Origin of the sequence: Azoarcus sp. KH32C (assembly GCF_000349945.1) — a bacterium.
Classification (GTDB): Bacteria; Pseudomonadota; Gammaproteobacteria; order Burkholderiales; family Rhodocyclaceae; genus Aromatoleum.
Genome location: NC_020516.1, coordinates 1279773 through 1295506 on the forward strand (window position 1 = coordinate 1279773; position 15734 = coordinate 1295506).

15 protein-coding genes are annotated in these 15734 nt (G+C 59.7%); 11 read left to right on the forward strand and 4 right to left on the reverse strand.

Annotation, left to right across the window (positions count from 1 at the left end; genetic code table 11):
- The 4 genes from pglZ (at position 1) to AZKH_RS05750 (ending at position 6907) form a co-directional block, all read left to right on the forward strand.
- A complete protein-coding gene (gene pglZ, locus AZKH_RS05735; RefSeq protein WP_156822043.1) occupies positions 1 to 2736 on the forward strand; it encodes a BREX-2 system phosphatase PglZ in 2736 nt (911 codons plus the stop codon).
- Between the two features lie 19 nt (positions 2737 to 2755).
- Positions 2756 to 4066 carry a BREX system ATP-binding protein BrxD gene (brxD, locus tag AZKH_RS05740; protein WP_015434801.1) on the forward strand — a complete coding sequence of 437 codons (1311 nt, stop codon included), beginning with the start codon at positions 2756 to 2758 and terminating at the stop codon, positions 4064 to 4066.
- A complete protein-coding gene (locus tag AZKH_RS05745) occupies positions 4063 to 6123 on the forward strand; it encodes a DEAD/DEAH box helicase (RefSeq protein WP_015434802.1) in 2061 nt (686 codons plus the stop codon). The genes brxD and AZKH_RS05745 overlap by 4 nt, the downstream gene beginning before the upstream one ends.
- A gap of 253 nt (positions 6124 to 6376) precedes the next feature.
- Positions 6377 to 6907 (forward strand): HAD domain-containing protein, encoded by a 531-nt coding sequence (locus AZKH_RS05750; protein ID WP_015434803.1) that lies wholly within the window; start codon positions 6377 to 6379, stop codon positions 6905 to 6907.
- Between the two features lie 586 nt (positions 6908 to 7493).
- On the opposite strand, the gene AZKH_RS05760 is transcribed toward AZKH_RS05750, so the two are convergent.
- A complete protein-coding gene (locus AZKH_RS05760) occupies positions 7494 to 7778 on the reverse strand; it encodes an AlpA family transcriptional regulator (protein WP_015434805.1) in 285 nt (94 codons plus the stop codon).
- Between the two features lie 227 nt (positions 7779 to 8005).
- On the opposite strand from AZKH_RS05760, the gene AZKH_RS05765 reads away from it, so the two are divergent.
- The gene (locus AZKH_RS05765) at positions 8006 to 8479 is read left to right on the forward strand and encodes an HAD domain-containing protein (RefSeq protein ID WP_015434806.1); all 474 of its coding nucleotides are present in this window, start codon (positions 8006 to 8008) and stop codon (positions 8477 to 8479) included.
- A 355-nt stretch (positions 8480 to 8834) separates the two neighbouring features.
- Here AZKH_RS05765 and AZKH_RS05770 read toward each other — a convergent pair whose 3' ends face one another.
- Positions 8835 to 9302: a hypothetical protein gene (locus AZKH_RS05770; RefSeq protein WP_015434807.1), complete on the reverse strand. Its 468-nt coding sequence runs from the start codon at positions 9300 to 9302 to the stop codon at positions 8835 to 8837.
- A 207-nt stretch (positions 9303 to 9509) separates the two neighbouring features.
- Here AZKH_RS05770 and AZKH_RS05775 point away from each other — a divergent pair, with 207 nt between their 5' ends.
- The 6 genes from AZKH_RS05775 to AZKH_RS26195 all read left to right on the forward strand — a co-directional run bounded on the left by AZKH_RS05775 (position 9510) and on the right by AZKH_RS26195 (position 13681).
- Complete coding sequence (locus tag AZKH_RS05775; protein ID WP_015434808.1) at positions 9510 to 9803, forward strand: type II toxin-antitoxin system HicA family toxin; 294 nt, start codon at positions 9510 to 9512, stop codon at positions 9801 to 9803.
- A 150-nt stretch (positions 9804 to 9953) separates the two neighbouring features.
- Complete coding sequence (locus AZKH_RS05780) at positions 9954 to 10403, forward strand: MaoC family dehydratase (protein ID WP_015434809.1); 450 nt, start codon at positions 9954 to 9956, stop codon at positions 10401 to 10403.
- A 520-nt stretch (positions 10404 to 10923) separates the two neighbouring features.
- Positions 10924 to 11544 (forward strand): hypothetical protein, encoded by a 621-nt coding sequence (locus tag AZKH_RS05785; RefSeq protein ID WP_015434810.1) that lies wholly within the window; start codon positions 10924 to 10926, stop codon positions 11542 to 11544.
- Between the two features lie 3 nt (positions 11545 to 11547).
- Positions 11548 to 11820, forward strand: coding sequence for a hypothetical protein (locus AZKH_RS05790; RefSeq protein WP_015434811.1), 273 nt, complete (start codon positions 11548 to 11550; stop codon positions 11818 to 11820).
- Between the two features lie 36 nt (positions 11821 to 11856).
- Entirely contained in the window at positions 11857 to 12282 is a 426-nt protein-coding gene (locus tag AZKH_RS05795; RefSeq protein ID WP_015434812.1) for a hypothetical protein, read from the forward strand.
- Between the two features lie 655 nt (positions 12283 to 12937).
- Positions 12938 to 13681, forward strand: coding sequence for a DUF1353 domain-containing protein (locus tag AZKH_RS26195; protein ID WP_015434813.1), 744 nt, complete (start codon positions 12938 to 12940; stop codon positions 13679 to 13681).
- A gap of 280 nt (positions 13682 to 13961) precedes the next feature.
- On the opposite strand, the gene AZKH_RS05805 is transcribed toward AZKH_RS26195, so the two are convergent.
- Together AZKH_RS05805 and AZKH_RS05815 are read right to left on the reverse strand one after the other, a co-directional pair.
- Positions 13962 to 14177, reverse strand: a complete 216-nt coding sequence (locus AZKH_RS05805; protein WP_015434814.1) for a hypothetical protein — start codon at positions 14175 to 14177, stop codon at positions 13962 to 13964.
- Between the two features lie 1113 nt (positions 14178 to 15290).
- Positions 15291 to 15605 (reverse strand): hypothetical protein, encoded by a 315-nt coding sequence (locus AZKH_RS05815; protein WP_156822044.1) that lies wholly within the window; start codon positions 15603 to 15605, stop codon positions 15291 to 15293.
- Positions 15606 to 15734 lie beyond the last annotated feature (129 nt).

The following is a 15734-nucleotide window of genomic DNA, read 5'->3' on the forward strand; positions in this document are numbered from 1 at the left end:
ATGGCGCCTGTTTCCGGGGTGTCGGCCGGGCAGGTGTCGGCGCAACTCGACACCATTCTGGCGAAGGATGCAGCCGTACGAGCCGTGGCCATTCGCTCGGCCCTGCGCCAGAACTGGCCAGAGCGCATCCAGTCACGTGGCAGGGTATTCGATCTGCGCTGGTGCGACTCGGTGCTTGGCTTGCGTGAGGCGCTGGTAGAACTCGAATCGTCGCAAGCTGCGGTGGATCCAGGGCTTGTGTTGCTGACGCCGTTTGCGACCCATGAGCTCCCCGACGACATTGCGGCCCGGATCTACAAGGCGCGGATCTGGCAGCCCGAAGGGTGGGAAATCGTGCGCGAGATGTTCGAGGCACGCGAGGTCGACGCCCGCCTTGGACGCTTTGGCTGGATGCCCCAGTTGTTGATCGACGCAGCGACCGATGGGGGCTACGACCCGGTAGCGACCGGATTTCTGGCCCTGGAGACTGTATGGGGAGCAGTTCTTCAACGTTACCTGAAACTTGAAACTGCGCGCCCGGATGCGCAGACCCTGCTGGCCTGGAGCCAGCAGCCGGATGCCCAAGCCAGGTTGGAGGGGCTCCCGGCATCCGCCCAGTCTGACGTTTGTGCCTGGTTGGAGGAATCGGCAGGCCTGGTCGGCCAACTGATATTGGCGACCTTCAAGACCCAACGCCTTGCTGATGCACTGCCCTTGGGGTTGGTATGCACGGTGGTGTTCTCCCCCGAAGGGGAGCGACAGCCTGCGTTGGGCCAGGCTGCTGTTCGGCTTGAGCGTTATGTCGCGGATCGCCATATCGGCGTCGTCGAGGGGCGGGCTTGGGCGAGGGCAGCGACCGACTTGGTCGGGAGTTCCGGACACGAGAGATGGCAGGGGGCACTTGATCGTGCAGACAGGCTGCTCGAGGAACTTCGTGCTGGGGAACTGGCTTGGCTGAGTGACATCGTGTCCGTCGGCTTCGATCAGCGCATGCTGCGTTTCGCCGAGGCAGTGCAGGCGGTCACTGGTGCCTGCTCGTCGGGGGGCGCCGACCGGCGCTTGATGGATGCCGCGCGATCGGTCGCAGACCGTGCGGCCAACGTGCGACGGCATGCACTTGCAGTCCGCTTCGCCCGTCGCCTCGAGCAGGTCGACATGGCGTCCCGGCTGGTGAAGTGGCTCGTAGAGCCCGTTCCTGCCTTCGATTCGACTGCCGCGGCACTGCTTTGGCAGGCTGACGAAGGAGCTTTCGTCGATTGGGGCCGTTTCCGGCTGCTCGGGGGTGACGACCTGGCACCGGTGTCTGCTGCGTATGGAGCGCTTCGGTCCGCGGTGAGTGCTCGTCGCGAGATCTTGACGAAAAGATTTGCTGCGCTGCTGGTCGGCGGAGGCGGGGACGAGCTGGGCGTTTCGCCACGGCTGGTTCCCGTCGAGTCCGCCCTAAAGGGCGTTGTTGCTCCTGTCGTGCAATCGCACTCCGTCCTCTTGCTCGTGATGGATGGGTTGAGCCTCAGCATCTTCCGCGAGCTCTTTGCCGATGTCTCTCAGTTGGGTTGGGCAGAATGGGTACGGGCCGACCTGGGCCGATCCTTGGCCGGTGTTGCTGCATTCCCGACAGTGACCGAAGTGAGCCGGGCCAGCCTGCTGTCAGGTGGGCTGACGACAGGGGGGAGCAGCCAGGAAAAGGCTGCCTTCGCCGCACAGATGGACTTGCAGGCGCAGAGCAATGCCTCGGCGCCTCCAAAGCTCTTCCACAAGGGAGAACTGGCCGAGGACGGCAACTTGTCCGCAGAGGTGCGCCGCGCGATCGCCGACAGTCGGCAAAAGGTCGTTGGTGTCGTGTACAACGCTGTCGATGACCATCTCAGTGGGCCGGAGCAGCTCCATCAATCCTGGAGGCTGGAGGGGCTGCGCCTGTTACTGCCCTTGTTGCGCGAGGCGCGTGACGCGAGGCGCGTGCTCATCGTTACGGCCGACCATGGACACGTGCTGGAGGACGGTACGCGGCAGTGCGCCGGCGGTGAACGTGACCGTTGGCGCAGTGGTAGTCAGGCCGCGAACGACGATGAGATCGTGCTGCGCGGTCGTCGAGTCCTGACCTCTGAGGGCCAGAAGACCGCTGTATGTCTTTGGAGTGAGGGAACGCGGTACACGGGCCGAAAGAACGGATATCACGGGGGAGCTTCGCTGCCCGAGGTGGTCGTGCCGATGAGCGTGTTGCTGCCGCTCGGAATGAATCTGGCTGGTTGGCAACCTGCCGTCCCGGCGCAGCCGGAATGGTGGGATCTAAATGCCTCGTCGGAAACAGTCGCAGTGACTGTTTCTGCAACGGCGCCCGCGGAGGCGAAAGCTGCCCGAAGCGTAGGGCGGAAGACCACCGTTCCGCAGGGGCAGGGGGCATTGTTCGAGCTGGAAGCTCCGACACAGCCAGTGGCTCAGCCAAACGGACATTGGGTCGATGCCCTGCTAGCGAGTGAAGTCTACGGGGCGCAGAGGCGACTTGCCGCACGTGTGGCTGTGCCAGACGAGCAGATGCGGCAACTGCTGCTGGCCTTGGAGCAGCGCGGTGGCAAATTGTCGCGCACGGCCGTGGCCCAACGGCTTGGCGTCCCCGAAATGCGCTTGGCGGGCATGCTGGCGGCCGTAAGAAGGGTGCTGAATGTGGATCAGGCACCAGTCATTGAACTTGACGAGACGGTCGGGATGATTGAACTGAACCAGACACTGCTGCTAAAGCAGTTCAGGCTCGGAGCCTAGGAGAGGTGAGGGGACGCGGATGATCAGCGCAGCCAAGCGTGAAGACATCATCGGTGCCTTGCGGCGTGGCACTGTGCCCGGGAGTGGTCTCGACGCATTTGCGGTCGGGGTCGATGCGTTTGGGCCTGTGCTGGACGAGGAGCTCGAGCGTGTTGCCGCCGGCCGCAGCGCATTCAAGGCGGTGCGCGGCGAATACGGGAGCGGCAAGACCTTCTTTGGGCGCTGGTTTCAGGAGCGTGCCCGCAGCAGGGGATTTGCCGCGAGCGAGGTGCAGATCAACGAGACCGAAACGCCGCTGCATCGGCTCGAGACCGTTTATCGCCGGCTGGTGGAGCGGTTCGGGACTGCGGACACTGCGTCGGGCGCGTTCCGCCATGTCATCGATGGCTGGTTCTTTGCCCTCGAGCAGGACGTGCTCGCCGAGGGCAGCGTGGACGCGAACGACGAGGCGGGCCTGTTGGCGCGCACCGACGCCCTGATGGAGGCAAGGCTGGCCACTATCAGCAAGGCGGCGCCGGCGTTTTCGGCGGTGCTGCGCACGTATCGACAGGCGGTCGCCCGTGGTGATGCCAGTCTGGCCGATGGGCTCATCAGCTGGTTGGCCGGACAGCCGAACGTCGCAGCCAGCATCAAGCGTGCGGCGGGCATCAAAGGGGATCTCGACCATTTCGGAGCGGCGAATTTCCTGGCCGGGCTGCTGGTGATCCTTCGCGACAGCGGTTACGCAGGGTTGGTGCTCGTTCTTGATGAGGTCGAGACTCTGCAGCGCATGCGTGCCGATACGCGGGAGCGCGGGCTTAACGCCTTGCGCCAGTGGATCGACGATATCGATGCCGGACGTTATCCCGGGCTCTACCTGCTGATTACCGGTACGCCGGCGTTCTATGATGGTCCGCAAGGCATCCAGCGCCTTGTCCCCTTGGCCCAGCGCCTGCATGTCGACTTCGCCACGGAGGCTCGCTTCGACAATCCGCGCGCTGCGCAGATTCGGCTGTCGCCCTTCAACCACGAGGCACTGGTGGAAGTGGGCTGCCGGGTGCGCGACATCTATGCATCCGGAGCGGGTGATGTGCGCCGAATTGCTGATGTCGTTGACGACGGCTATGTCGAGAGCCTTGCGCGAGCGGTTGCCGGTGGATTGGGAGGCAAGGTAGGCGTCGCGCCCCGGCTGTTTCTGAAGAAGCTGGTGGCCGACGTGCTTGATCGGGTGGACCTGCACGCAGAGTTCGATCCGCGCCGCCACTATCAACTGACCCTGACGGAGACCGAAATGTCCGCCAACGAGCGTGCGGCAGCGAACGCCAATTCGGTGGACGACGTCGAGTTGTGAGTCGCGCGTCTGAACCGGTCGGGGATCCGTTCGATACGCTTCATCCAGCGTTGCAGTATCACGTCGTCAATTCACTGGGCTGGTCTTCGCTAAGGCCGACGCAGCGCGATGCGATTCTGCCCATCCGGGACGGACGCCACTGCCTCCTGTTGGCACCCACTGCGGGTGGCAAGACTGAAGCGGCCATCATTCCGGTGCTGTCCCGCATGCTTACCGAGAACTGGATCGGGGTGAGCGTGCTGTACGTATGTCCCATCAAGGCGCTGCTCAATAACCTCGCTCAGCGCCTGGAGCACTACGCCGGTCTGGTTGGGCGTCGAGTGGAACTGTGGCATGGCGACGTCTCGCAGTCGCGCAAGCAGCGGGCGCTGAAGGATCCGCCAGACATCATCCTGACCACGCCCGAGTCCGTCGAAGGCATGCTGATTTCGACGCGTGTGGAACGGCAGGCGTGGTTCGGGAGCGTGCGGGCGGTGGTCGTCGACGAGTTGCACGCATTTGCGGGCGATGACCGGGGATGGCATCTGCGTTCGATACTGGCCCGCCTGGAGGGCTACGTTTGCGAGCCCCCGCAACGGATCGGCCTGTCGGCAACGGTGCGCAATCCGGAACAGCTCCTCGCATGGTTCGCCCCCTTCGGTGAGCGGGAAGTCGTAGGTAGTGCCAGCGTAAGTACGGACGCCGATGTCACCGTCGACTTCGTGGGTTCGATCGAGAATGCCGCGACGGTAATCTCCCGGCTGCATCGGGGCAAGAAGCGCTTGGTATTTTGCGATTCCCGAAGCCAAACCGAGCAGATCGGAAACCTGTTGCGCCAACATGGGCTACGGACCTTTGTCAGCCATGCGTCGCTGAGTGCTTCCGAGCGCAAGCAGGCTGAATCCGCATTCGCGGAGGAAAAGGACTGCGTGATTGTAGCGACATCCACCCTTGAGCTCGGTATCGATGTCGGGGATCTCGACTACGTCATACAGATCGATGCGCCGTCCACGGTGTCGTCGTTCCTGCAGCGCATGGGACGTACCGGGCGCCGCCAAGGGGCTCGTAGGAACTGTCTCTTCCTCGCGACCACCGACCAAGCATTCTTGCTGACCCTTGGGTTGGCAGAGCAATGGACGCAGGGGTGGGTCGAGGCGGCCATCGCGCCTCCGGAGTCCTGGGGGGTGGTTGCGCAGCAGACGCTGACGGTGGTCCTGGAGCACGGGGCCTTGGCGCGAACCGAGCTTCTGTCCAAAATTGCCACGTGTTTCCCGGAGTGTGGCGCTGCCGACCTGGAGGTATTGGTTGATGGTCTGGTGGAGTTGGGATACCTGCATGAGGCTGGCGAGAACGTCCTGCAGGTGGGGCCCGAGACTGAGCGAGAGTATGGCCGTGCTCACTATCGCGGATTGCTTGCCACGTTCGAAGGCTCGTCTTTGCTGACCGCCAGGCATGCTGGCTCGGACATCGGTTTTGTGGATCCGTCCGCTTTGAGCGGACACGAGGAACGAAGGAACATCCTTCTGGCAGGACGGACCTGGAGAATTGTCGACGTCGACTGGGGCAGACGCATCGTGACGCTGGAACCAGCAAGCGGTGGCGGTACGGCGCGATGGACAGGGGTGGGTCGTGTGTTGGGCGCCGAGGTGTGTGGGGCGATTCGCACTGCGCTTAGCAAGGAGACGCTCGGCGGCGTGACCCTTTCAAAGCGAGCCGCCTTGCGCCTGGAGGAGTTGCAGGGCGCGATGCCTACGGGAGACGGGCAGGTCATAACTCGTGACGAGCGAGGGCGCTACCGGGTCTGGACCTACGCGGGAACGATTTCCAACCGACTGCTCTATCACCGAATTCGGGAGCAGGCAGGCGGAAGCGGGTACGACGAGCTGGGCGTCGATACGCGCCGAGATCCGACGGACGCGCTCAGAGCAGCGCCTGAACTGCCCCTTCAATTGCGTGAATCAGAAATACAGGATGCCAAGCGGTCGATGAAGTTCGCGCAATGCGTGCCCGAACGGTTGTTCGCGCGGACGCTGGAGGCGAGGTTGTTCGGGTGGGGTGGGGCGCTGGGATCACAGTAGAGCGAGTCTCACTGACATTCTGGGCAGACCTGCACGGCATGTCATTCTCACCCCGTCGATAGTGACTCGGGGCACCGGGCAGACGGATTTTCCTTGCCATCGGGCTACCTGTTCTCCAGGTGATTAACTGTGGCGCTTGCGTGTTTGCTTGACAAAAGTGGTATTTAAAACAATATGTTAAGAATATTGTTGCACTTCCGTTTTTGCGGCCCGCTGGGCATAATCCCACCGAAGGGTTCAGGAGACGGGGGCGATGGAGTTGGCAGCCAAGGCGAGCAGTCCGAAGAGGCGGAGACGAGATCCTCGACTTCCGGTCCTCTATCTAGATTACGACGGCGTTCTGCACCCTGACGAAGTCTATCGGGTGGGCAATCAGGTCGTTCTTCGTATGGACGGTTTCGCATTGTTCGAGTGGTCTTCGATCATTGAGTCGCTCATCGCGCCGTACCCGGAACTCCAGATCGTCCTCTCAACATCGTGGGTCCCCGTATTCGGGTTCGACAATGCGTTGGTTCGCCTGCCCGACGCGTTACAGCGACGCGTTGTCGGTGCCACCTGGCATCTGCATGATCCTGGACGCTGGCGGTATTTGACGCGGTTCGAACAGATCCTCGGAGATGTTCAGCAACATCGTCATCATCGATGGCTCGCCGTCGATGATGACGGAATCGGCTGGCCTGATGAGGCCCGTGCGAATCTTGTGCTGACTGATTCGTTGCTGGGCTTGGGCGTGGTATCAGCCCAACAGGAGTTGGCCGAAAAGCTCGAGGCGTTGCATCGATAGCCACCCTGTACCTTAGCGGTGCCGCGATTTTTTTGTGGGGTGACCATGAGGACGATTTCGTATCGCGTGACCACGCGGATCGAGTGCGATCCGACGGGGAATTCTCGCTCCGTTGTAGCGATTCCCCCTGAGATCCTCCGGACACTGGGACTCAGGGACGGTTCCATGGTTGAGCTCCAAGTCCGCCCTGAAGACGGCGGGCTACGGTTGGTGCTTGAACCCATTTACTGTCAGGGAACGTGTACGGTGGTTGCGGACCGGTACGGCGGTGGCTATTCCGGAGGACAATACGTCGCCTGGCCGCTTCCCGAGGCCGCCATCCCGCCCGATTCGCAGGGAGGTGATATCGAGGCAGGGGTTTTCTGGTCCGAGCCCCATCTGTGCGGCCTTGGTGCGACCCCGGAGGAAGCCTCGGCCGATCTTGAGCGACGGCTGTCAAGCACGGAGAGCGGCCCGTCCGTGCTCACGGACAGTTGCGAATAGCTACGCTAACCGTTGCTTTTCGCGATCGCACAGTAGCGCAGGTACTGCGACGAGAATCCCCCCTTGTGCTGGGGGCGGTAACACAACCTGTGACTGCACGGCACTAGTGCATCTGTCGGCGGCACTTGGGGGCAGAACGCGGTCGCCCGCGAGGTTTGGTGGTGGTTCGTTGTGGGTCTTCGTTTTCCGCCGGGCCCGATGGCAACTGGACGCCCAGTCGTTCGTTCAGCCAGGCGTAGAAGATGTCGGGGTGCCAGTAGACGCGCCGGCCGATATTTGAGGGTTCGACGATGGTGCCATCCGCGAGCCAGTTATCGATGGTCCGCTTCGAAACTGAAAGGATGTGAGCCGCTGCTTCCTTGGTGATGGGCTGATAGGGTTCGGTCATGACCGGAATCAGGTGGTTCAAAATCGAGTATAGGTCGACCGACCCTGGATGCTGAGATCACTTCGCGGTTGCGGACGCTGCCGGACACTTGGTGCTACCGCTCGGTATTGCAGGGCACGGTTCGAGCTGACGACGAGGCGTCGGAATGGCTCGACGGAAACGGTTCCAGTCGGACGGCCAGGAAGCCGAGGGCTCAGGTTCTGGATACACAGGCATAGGAGGAGTCCGTGAATCCGGTGCTTTTCGTCGACTACGACGGCGTACTTCACAAGTTCGGCGAGCAGGCGCTCGACGAAGGGTTCAATCTCATTGCCAACTCGGCCTTGTTTTGCTGGGTACCGCACCTCGAGCGGCTACTGACGCCTTACCCTGAAATCCGGATCGTCGTGTCTTCGGACTGGCGTCGTCTTTTCCCGGACGAGACCCTCGCAGACCTGCTCGGGGCCTTGAAGCCGCGTGTCATCGGAGCGGTCGAAATCTCGTGCTCTCCCCGGTCAGAGGAAATCCGCAGAGAGGCCGCTCGCAGGGGCCTCGTGCACTGGCTTGCTCTCGATGACCATTTCAGCGTGCTTGATGCGGAGCGGGTTGGGGATGAGCGCTACGTGGGGTGTGCGCCGGAGACCGGCCTCAGCGATCCGTTGGTGCAGGCGAAGCTGGCGCGGCGGCTTGCTGACCTGATGGCACGTTATCGGGCGCCGTAGCCTCAGAGACGAAGGGAAACCCGCCCTCGCGATCGTTAGGGTAGGGGGGCTAAGGGAATGGGCTTCGCGGGTGTCGACCGGGGCCTTCTGGAGTGCCTGCTCAGTCAATGACAAAGGCATCGATTTTGCTCCAATCTTGCTCCATTGCTCCAAGAAAGTGCTGCACGCAGTTGCATGCTCCTGCACGTTGTTGCACAATGAACCCAGGTTTTTCAATGACTTAACCACCGAGTGCCGGTAGGCAAAAGGCGCAGGAACGGGTTCGGGACGCAGGGGCCGGAGGTTCGAATCCTCTTTCCCCGACCACTTATTCCCGCAAAAAGCCACTCGAAAGAGTGGCTTTTTGTTTTCTGCGTTAAGGCTTGCCGCGTAAGGGCTGCCGGGCTGGGCTGTCGTCCGGCTTCTCCAAGACGTCGTCGGTGGTCGGACGTGGGAGCAGGGTGTCGATGGAGATGACATTGCCGGTGCCTGGCGCCCAAGGTAACGAAGGCATGCTGACGCGCATGGACAGTCGTGCCGCTTCGCTTCCCGGTGTATCCGTGCTGCGGCGCATGGGAATCACGGTCGCTTCGAACTGAGGCATCCATGGGACGGCGTCATGGCGTCGGTCGTCGTTCATTTCACGGTCGCGGTGGGCGGTTCCTGAGCCCCGGTTCAATTGCTCAATCCAGCGATTCCAGAACCTGAAGTAGAAGTTCATCCATGGCACGCCAAACCATATCGCGGTCAACTCGCGCGGCGGCCAGCCGAGCAAGCCCGTGGTCTCTGCGCGCGTTCCTGCCGCGCGGCGTCGGTACTTGTGCGAATAGGTCTTTTCAGCCATGAGCTACTCCTCCGTTTTCCGGCTCCGGTTTTCTGTATAGCACCGACAGGCGGCCGTGCAAACGGGGAAGTGCAAGTCGTGCCGAGTTCGCAGTGAGGCAGAAGCCGCACTCAGGCGGCGCGCAAGGGACTACACTGCTAGTGAAAGAAAGTGTGCGCCGGGCGAGCCACACGATGGTGAGGCCGGCAGACCGGAGCGGAGGCCGAGATGAGCCACAAACACATCAACCTACTGCGTACGATTTTCCAGGATCCGCCCAGCGCCAACATACATTGGCGAGAGGTCGAATCGCTGCTCACGCACCTCGGCGCGACGATCGAGCCGGCCCATGGGGCGCGGTTCCGTGTCGTGCTCAACCGGATGGAAGGTTTCCTCCACCATCCGCATCATGGCAGCGAATGCGGCCGGCAGGATATCAAGCAACTGCGCGAATTCTTGGCGCATGCCGGCGTGACGCCATCGACCTACGAGGCGCATGGCGCGGAGCACGGCACCTCGTGAGGCTGCCAGGCGCTGAGGGACGGCCGGCGCGCCGGGGTTAAGAACGTCCACGTTTCCGTAACCCATTTGCGCTATGCTTCGTCTGTTGCTCTGCAACATGCAGGGCGAATCTATTTGTTGTCGATTTTCCCCTTTCGGATTGTGAATGAGATGAGCGAACAGACGCGCGATTTTTCGGAATTCTATGGTTATCGTTTCGAGGACCTGAGCGTGGGCATGAGTGCCGCGGTGGGCCGCACCGTGACCGATGCCGACATCCTGATGTTTGCTGGCGTTTCCGGCGACACCAACCCGGTCCATCTGGACGGCGAGCTCGCCGGGGCGTCGATGTTCGGCGGCCGTATCGCGCATGGCATGCTGTCGGCAAGCTACATTTCGACCGTTTTCGGTACGAAACTGCCCGGACCTGGCTGCATCTACCTGGCGCAGACGCTGAAGTTCAAGGCCCCGGTCAAGGCCGGCGATACGGTTGTCGCGCGCGTGACGGTCGTGGAACTCATCCCGGAAAAACGGCGCGCGCTGTTCAATACCGTGTGCACAGTCGGCAGCAAGGTGGTGCTCGAAGGCCAAGCCGAAATTCTGGTGCCGGCACGCGACTGATGTCGTCGGAGAGGGCTGCGCGCGAGCCCTTTCCTCCAAATGCAAAACGGGAGCTGTTGCTATGTGGAGTAAAACCAATCATATCAGCGCGTGAGTGAGTGGCCGCAAGGGTTCCGTTTTTGTTAACTGTAATACTTCGCCCAGCTTCGGCTGGGCGATTTAATTTGGGCATACCGATCTGGTGTGAAAAGGCTCAGCCGGACAGTGCCGGCTCGATCGTTGAAATGGCCCATGTTGCAGACCACACCGAAGACAGCAATCGATCCAATCCTGCCGGTCACCCGCTTGGTCAAGCGACGTTCAACGCGACGGACATTTCTTGCAGCGCTCGCCTTGACATCCCTCACTTGCACCGGTGCAAGCGCCCATGATTTCGCGGTCGAGCACGGCATACGGTTGATTCCTCCCGACACCGAAATCCCTTGGGAAGTGGCAACGGTACGCATCGACGTCGCCAGGGCGGATGTCGGCCAGCCGGGAGCGGTCTTTGTGGCCGCAGCCGCCATCGACTGGACGAATAATGCAACTTACTCCGACAGGATGGGACAAGTTCGAGGGCGGCCTTACCGAACCAATCGCCGTGTTCGACCGCCTCCTCTCGCGCCACCAGGTCATCTCCTTCAATTCGCGCGACTTTGATCGCAAAGGCCACCTCGCTTACGACCTGGGCCTGACCGGCAACACCTTGTGCGAAGCTGCCGCCGCTCTTGGCGCAACGGATTTTGCCATCGCCGCACGAGACGCTGCGCGGCAAGCGAGGCGGCGCAGACACAGACGGCAAGGTGGTAGAAGAGTGCAGCCGTTAGGCTCAGTGTATGCAGCTGACTTATACTGCCCAAGCTATTCTGTCTTGGTTCCTCGGATGAAAATGAAGAACGTCGCAGTTGCTGTGATCAGCATCGCCGGGTTGGTATGCCTTACATTGCTTGTTTCCGGGACGCGTGTATTGGTTTGGGAAACCAAAGTCAATCCTGGAGAGGTCTACGTCGTCGAGGAACACGGTGACCTTGGGGGGTCCAAGCAAGCCACACTTGTTTGCCGCTACTTCACGGGCCGGAGCATTCGTACATCGGTGCTGTGGTACTCGTCGAACAACATCATGGGCAAGGATCAGTGCCCCTTCACAGCGCAGGAGCCATGAACTATGGCTACGAATCGGCTTCCTTTCTATCTGCTGTCGATCTCCGCGTTTGCTCTTTCAGCCTGCAATGGTACTGGTGCGACAGATACGGAAACTTTCGTCCTCTATCGCAACAGCGTCACCAACCAAAACATGCGAATTCACGTCGCCACCTTCGATGCAGCAGATGGCGAGGCATACAACAAAGAGAACTGCGACCAAGCTCAGGAACTATTCCAAGCGCAACCGGGCGTCGCAACGAAATTTTGGTGCGAGAAGGGAACGTTTCGGAGGTAACGCCGGAACCTAACCTACAAAGGACGTTTAGATCGCATGGAATACACCGTATCAAAGATCGAGGCGGCTGTTGACCAACTGGACTGGTCTATTCGCTTATTTCTTGATCACCAAGCCTTCATACCTGCCATCACCCTTGCGGGTGCTGCCGAGGAGATCATCGGCCAGACTCTTGGCGATCAATCTGCTTTCGCTTTGCTCAAGAGTCGCATCACCGCGCAAACGGACCTTCCAGAAAGCAAGGTGTCTCAGTTGCATTTGAATCGCGCGAAAAACTGGGCAAAGCATTGGCTCGGTATGAAAGACGATGAGGTTATTCACTTGGAACTGGAAGCGGAGGCGATCCAGTACATCCTGCGTGCGATCTCGAACCTGATTGGTCACGACCGATCCTTGCCGAGCGAAGGCCCCAGATTCTTCAGTTGGCTCAAGGAAAATCGAAAGGACCTCTATGCGATCTAATCTCCCGGTCGAGCAGGCGGACCAAGTCCTGTTCGCGCCGTACGTCGAGCGGCTCAAGGATCTGTACGAGATTGGGTATGGGTACACAAACTAAAGCCGCTAACCACAACACCCCGCGCCTTCGCCCACATGTCGGATGCCACAGAAAGTGAAAACTGTGCCAAGTGAGCGGTGAATCTCAGCTTCCGACCCCAAGCGGCCATCTGGACTTCCCTAGAGCCGACGTTCAGGCACACCGGGCTTTCGCTAGTTTCGCAGCCACGAAGCGGCCGTTCGTGACCTCACGACTCCGGCCACAAGCGGAAGTTCGCGAACGTCTGCTTCCACAGCGCCAAATCTTCGCCGATTTCTTCGGTAGGAGTCGAACCCCCGAAAACGATGGGGTGCAACCCAATTTAGCTGCCACATGTTGAACAAAACCTGTTCGCACAGATAAAAAAAACCAGCTGGTCATCGATGTGCTGTGCATGGTTTGGTTCCGCCGGCAACTGGAGCCGGGGCAACATTTGGCTACGTCAGCTTGATCTAGCTCAAACAGACTCGGCTCATTACCCAAAAGAACGCGAGCAAAATCGATCCGTCATGGTAAAACAGAAGAAGTCGTCGGCAAGTTCAGTAGCACTTGCCGGTCAGTGCCCTTCGAAGGGAGATAGGAATGATGAGGCTCATCCAATTGGCAGTATTGCTTCTCTCAGTGGCTTGGGTACCAGCAGATGCTGCTCGGCCTGAATACGGGAAATTCGTAGGCGACGTCAAGGTCGTTTGGAATGCAGATCACCGCACGATGACACTGCTTAGTGATTTTAAATACATAGACCCGCTGAACGTGACGTGGGATGCTCCGCACGGTTCGACGATTGACGGCGCTTCCATTCCGAAATGGGCATGGTCTTTCATGGGTGGTCCTTACGAGGGGCCCTATCGAAAAGCGTCCGTGATACACGATATCGCATGCCAAAGAAAGACTCGCCCTTGGGAGAGTGTGCACCTTGCCTTCTATTATGCGATGAAGGCCGAAGGGTCTGGTGATCGTCGGGCGAAGCTGATGTATGCGGCGGTGCTGCTTGGTGGGCCCCGCTGGCCAATGACCTTGCACGCCGAGAGACGAAAAGCCGGCTTCGACTACCAAGTCGTCGCGCTCACCAACTCGGCCGAAGCCGGTTTTCGAAGTGGTAGCCGCATCTTCCTTGAGTACGTGCTTCGCGGTGACAAGAGGGCGATTTCCAGCGGTACCCCGGACGACGTCATGCGATTGACTAAGGATCCTGAAGTGGATTTTCTGCGAGCAACCATCATTCCTGAGCAGCCGCCGATCACTGAGAAGAATTGGCCAGGGCTCAAGGCATACGTGGAAAAACGTAACCCGTCCCTGGAAGAGATTAGGGCATACAAGCCGTAACAATAGATGAGTAGCTTGCGCGGCAGAGGCTGTTGGATCGAATGTCTGCTTTCTGGCTCGAAATTTGGTGGGTTGAAGGTCGCCTTCGGGTCGGGTTGCGACCGACAACTCCCCGGATTCAGCGCCGGAAAGCCGACGTTGAAGGTTCGCTTCCCGAAAGCCGCCGCTGGCTGGTGAGTCGTTTCAACCCAGAAGAGACAGTCAGGGTTTGGAAGTGCGGACATTCAAATTTGAATTCAGCGGCTGAAGAAGACAGTCGGCTGGAATGATGGGTAGGGCGTCATTGCGATAGGCTCAGGAGATGATCTTTCATGGCCTGAAGCTGGATTTGGGTAAGGCCATCAGCGGGAGGATTCAAATCCAACTGCTCGGCGTACTGTCCCAGCTTAGTCTTCAAAGCAGGCTGTTCGCGAAGCAGTAGACGCAAAACCAACATCTGGGCCTTCTGTATCCCGTCCACAAATTCCAAATGTTCGTTCAGCTCAGCGTTTGTCATGGCGTGTCCTTTGGCTTTTCCCAGCCTTGAAATTCAGCAGATGCCGAAAACAGTCTGCTGCTAAAACCTAGCGCATCAACGGCGGCTTTTTGGCGCTGAATCCGGGGAGTTGTCGGTCGCAGCCCGACCCTGAGCTGCCTAACGCAGTACGGGCAAGTGGACGCTCAACGTCCACGCTCACCGGCGCGCGGCGCGGCGGATGATGACACCGAAGTGCTCGCGTGCGCGTCCAGTGCGGCGTGCTGTTATGTGGCAGGCGTGCGGTTATATATCTCAATGACGTGCCAGAGCAGGAACAGGATGGCCCCCACAATCGCGAGACGGAATTGGGATAGTGCGTACGACTGCGCTCGGTCCACATTGCTATTCAACGCATTGCCTGTTCCCCTCTGTGCTGCGGCCGAGAGGTCCGGGTGATCGGGTTGCTGTGGATGCACGCCCGCCCTCAGTTGGAGAAGGTTGTAGTTCGCCATCAAGGCCGTTTGCACCCAAATGAGATTCTTGCATCCACAGTAAAAACTCCCTCCCCACGCCAGGACCGCGAGCCCTAAAGGTGCCAGTGTCCGAGCGAACACAGCATCGCCGGTCTTCTGCACCGCAAAGGCAATCGCGGACGCGGTAACGGCTAGAAGAAAGTACGTGTACTTGTCTTGGGCAGCGCGATGCTGCAGCCAGAGTTCGCGTATAGCGTCATTGCTCATATGTGAGAAACAGCTTGACTCCTACGGGGCCAGAGTCCAAGACTGCTTTTCCTTCTCGTTCCTGCGAATTTTCGAATGCCTGCTACACAGTTCAGCTACCCGTTTCTCCGAGATCCTGGTATGCGACGAAATGGCCTCCGTGCTTCGAAACCTAAACGACGTTCCCACTTTGGAGGTTAGAAGAAAATCATAGATTGCCTGAGAGTCCCTGCGGTCGTGCCACCACTTCCACGCGCGACCAGCGCCTGCGAGGATTAGAGCTCCCGCCAACGTCGAGAGAAGCGCATTGTTACTTATGAGTTCGAGCATCGCGACGACGCATCCCCTTCTGCCACATAACGTCTGAATTCAGCGGACGGCAAAAAGCGCAGCTTTCGACGGTCCGTTGGAATGATTTGTTGGGCCATTGTTTTTAACGGACCAATGGTGTGTTGAGCGTTCTTTTGCCTTCTTGCTCTTTTTTCTTGATAAGTTCCATGTGGTTCATCCCGGCAAAACTCACGGAGCCGCTATCAAGCGACTCGTGTAGGTCTTCTAGCAGCTGGCGCTCATCATCAAATTGTGGGTCGATTTCGTAAAGGTAATCGCGCAGACCATCGAATGCTTCAAGGACACGATCTAGTTTGTCGTGCACATTTTTGAGGCGTTCATTCAGATACCAGCCATGCGCGAACCAAAGAACAACGGCTGTGATGATGATCGTTCTTTCGATTCCGCTCTCGAACACTGGCATTCTCCTATGGGGCCAACGAGAAATAGACCGACAGAAAAAGCAGCAATCGTCGGCATCGTGCTCCGGCTCCAACCATGGCGGCCACTTAGGCGGAGAGCATACCGCTTCTGCCGGACGGCAGCT